Source organism: bacterium (assembly GCA_026398675.1).
Taxonomy (GTDB): Bacteria; RBG-13-66-14; RBG-13-66-14; order RBG-13-66-14; family RBG-13-66-14; genus RBG-13-66-14.
In genome coordinates this window covers 1-2,354 of the sequence record JAPLSK010000370.1, presented here as the reverse complement: position 1 = coordinate 2,354, position 2,354 = coordinate 1, and the positions used below count along the sequence as shown (strand labels likewise).

At 56.8% G+C, this 2,354-nt stretch carries 4 protein-coding genes; 1 reads left to right on the top strand and 3 read right to left on the bottom strand.

The window, feature by feature from the left end:
• Positions 1-22: 22 nt before the first annotated feature.
• From NTW26_11215 to NTW26_11205, 3 genes are all read right to left on the bottom strand, one after another.
• The gene (locus NTW26_11215) at positions 23-274 is read right to left on the bottom strand and encodes an acyl carrier protein (protein MCX7022818.1); all 252 of its coding nucleotides are present in this window, start codon (positions 272-274) and stop codon (positions 23-25) included.
• A gap of 17 nt (positions 275-291) precedes the next feature.
• Complete coding sequence (locus NTW26_11210; GenBank protein ID MCX7022817.1) at positions 292-933, bottom strand: NYN domain-containing protein; 642 nt, start codon at positions 931-933, stop codon at positions 292-294.
• 209 nt (positions 934-1,142) lie between these two features.
• Positions 1,143-1,847 (bottom strand): AMP-binding protein, encoded by a 705-nt coding sequence (locus NTW26_11205; protein MCX7022816.1) that lies wholly within the window; start codon positions 1,845-1,847, stop codon positions 1,143-1,145.
• A gap of 217 nt (positions 1,848-2,064) precedes the next feature.
• On the opposite strand from NTW26_11205, the gene NTW26_11200 reads away from it, so the two are divergent.
• Positions 2,065-2,354: hypothetical protein (locus NTW26_11200; protein MCX7022815.1), on the top strand; the 290-nt coding region annotated here is incomplete at its 3' end.

Below are 2,354 nucleotides of genomic sequence, written 5' to 3'. Positions count from 1 at the left end.
GAGGGTTGGGGTGGGGGGTGTCCTACTTCTGGTACTTCTTGACCAGCTCCACGATGGAGTTCACCGTGTCGAAGGCCTCGGGGGTGGCCTCCTCGTCGGGGAGCTTGATGTTGTACTTCTTCTCCAGGAAGACCTTGAGGGAGACCATGGAGAAGCTGTCCACCAGCCCCGAGGAGATGATGGGCGTCTCGTTGGTGACCTCGATGTCGTCGTCCTCGTCAACATATTCGTCAACGATGTACTGCCTGACGGTTTCGTGCATCTCGCAGGACATGGGCGTTCCTTTCTGTATCAAACCGGCGGGGTTAGCTTGGGTCGGTAGTCTAAGGGGTCAATACATAAATCGTAAAGTTTTTTATCAATCTCGATTGATTGTGTACCATGAATACCTTGAGTATTGGTCTTCTTCTGGCTTACCGGATATGCACAAACCACTCTAAGCCACTTATCTTCATCCATTGATATTGATTTTAACTCTTTCACCAATTCCGTAAAGTCTTGATCTTGGCTGAATATAATACATACATCGTATTCGTTATTTCTAGCCATCCTAATAGCATCAATAGCCAGTCTAAGATCAATTCCTTTCTCTTGACCAAACCGAACAGGAAAGTCAATGCCACAATTTGGACAATTAAATGCTTTTTCCCGGTATTTGATATAGCGTGAATATACATTTATACCTCGTTTACCCATTATCTTAAGTTTATTTTGCCAAAACGAATTCCAAAAAGGATCATCCTTAGCGGAGGGAACACCTGTATAGAAATTGACAGATAAAACTTGCCACCCGTTGTTCCGGCAAATTTCCTCTGCCAATCTACTTACATCATAGTTAGGAAAAGTGTATCCGAAAGCCTCGCATACCGAATAGAAGAGATTCTGTCCATCGATAAACACAGCGGTTCGCTTGATTGGCGGTTCAAAACGCATGGACTCACCTTAGGGTAAAAAATACCCCGCTGGAGGCCTCCGGCTCACGCCTTCGGCTAGTCCAACGGGGAGGAAGTACAGACGTAGTATAGACCGATTCATCGGGTTTGTCAAGTTTGTCGGGTTTGTCATGGGGGGCCGGCAGTGGCCTCTTGTCGCCACCTCTGGGGCAAGGGGCTTAAGCCCCTTGTCTCGCCGTCCGACACAAATTAATCATCTTCCAGCGTCGAGAGGTCGCCGGTGTCCTCGCCCCACTCCAGGGCGCGGAGATAGCGCCGCAGAATCTTCCCCGACCGCGTCTTCGGCAGCGTGTCCATGAACTCTATCTCCTGGGGCATGGCCAGGGGCGAGAGTTTTTTTCGGATGTAGTTCATTATCGAAAGCTCGAGGTCGCCGGAGGGCTCGTATCCCGGATTGAGGGTGACGAAGGCCTTGACGACCTCCATGTTGACCTCGTCGGGCTTGCCGATGGCGGCGGCCTCGGCCACGGCCTCGTGCTCGATGAGGGCGGACTCTATCTCGAAGGGGCCGACCAGGTGGCCGCCGGTGTTTATCACGTCGTCGTCGCGGCCCACGAACCAGTAGTAGCTCTCGGGGTCTATGGAGGCCCGGTCGCCGGAGACGTACCACAGGGTCTTGTCCTGGCGGAGGTCGTCGGGGTCGCGGTCGTCCACGTCGCCGACGAACTTCGAGCGGTACACGTCGGGCTTCCCGTGGTAGGCGCGGAACATGGCGGGCCAGCCGGGGCGGAAGGCGATGAGCCCCACCCGGCCCGGCTCGGTAATCGGTTCGTGGGTTTTCAGGTCCAGCACCGTGGCCTCGATGCCGGGAAAGGCCTTGCCCATGGAGCCCGGCTTGATGGGCATCCCGGGGTAGTTGGCGATCATTATCGCCCCGGTCTCGGTCTGCCAGATACCACACGGAGATTCCGTTGTCCTGGATGAAGCGGTACCAGCGGTCGGCGCTGAAGCCCTCGTCGAGGACGCACTGCGTGACGCCCATGCTCCAGGGGCCGATGATGCCGTAGCTGGTGCCGGTGACCCAGCCGGGGTCGGCGGTGCACCAGTAGACGTCGCCCGAGGTCAGGTCCAGGACCCACTCGGTGGTGATGTACTGGGCCCAGATGGAGTCGTGGACGTGCTGGGCGCCCTTGGGCTGCCCGGTGGTGCCCGAGGTGTAGTGGAGGACCGAGGGTGTTTCGGGGCCGGTGGGGTAGACGTCGAAGCGCTCGACGCGCGGGGCGGCCTCCACGTCGAAGAAAATCTCGCCGGGCTTGAGCTTGCCCTCCTCGCCGTCCACGACGATAACCGTCTCCAGGGCCGGGAGGGAATCCAGGATTTTGCGGACCTTGCGCACGTGCTTTTGGGTGGTGAGGATGGCGCGGGTTCCGGCGCTTTCCAGGCGGACCTGGAGGGAGTCGT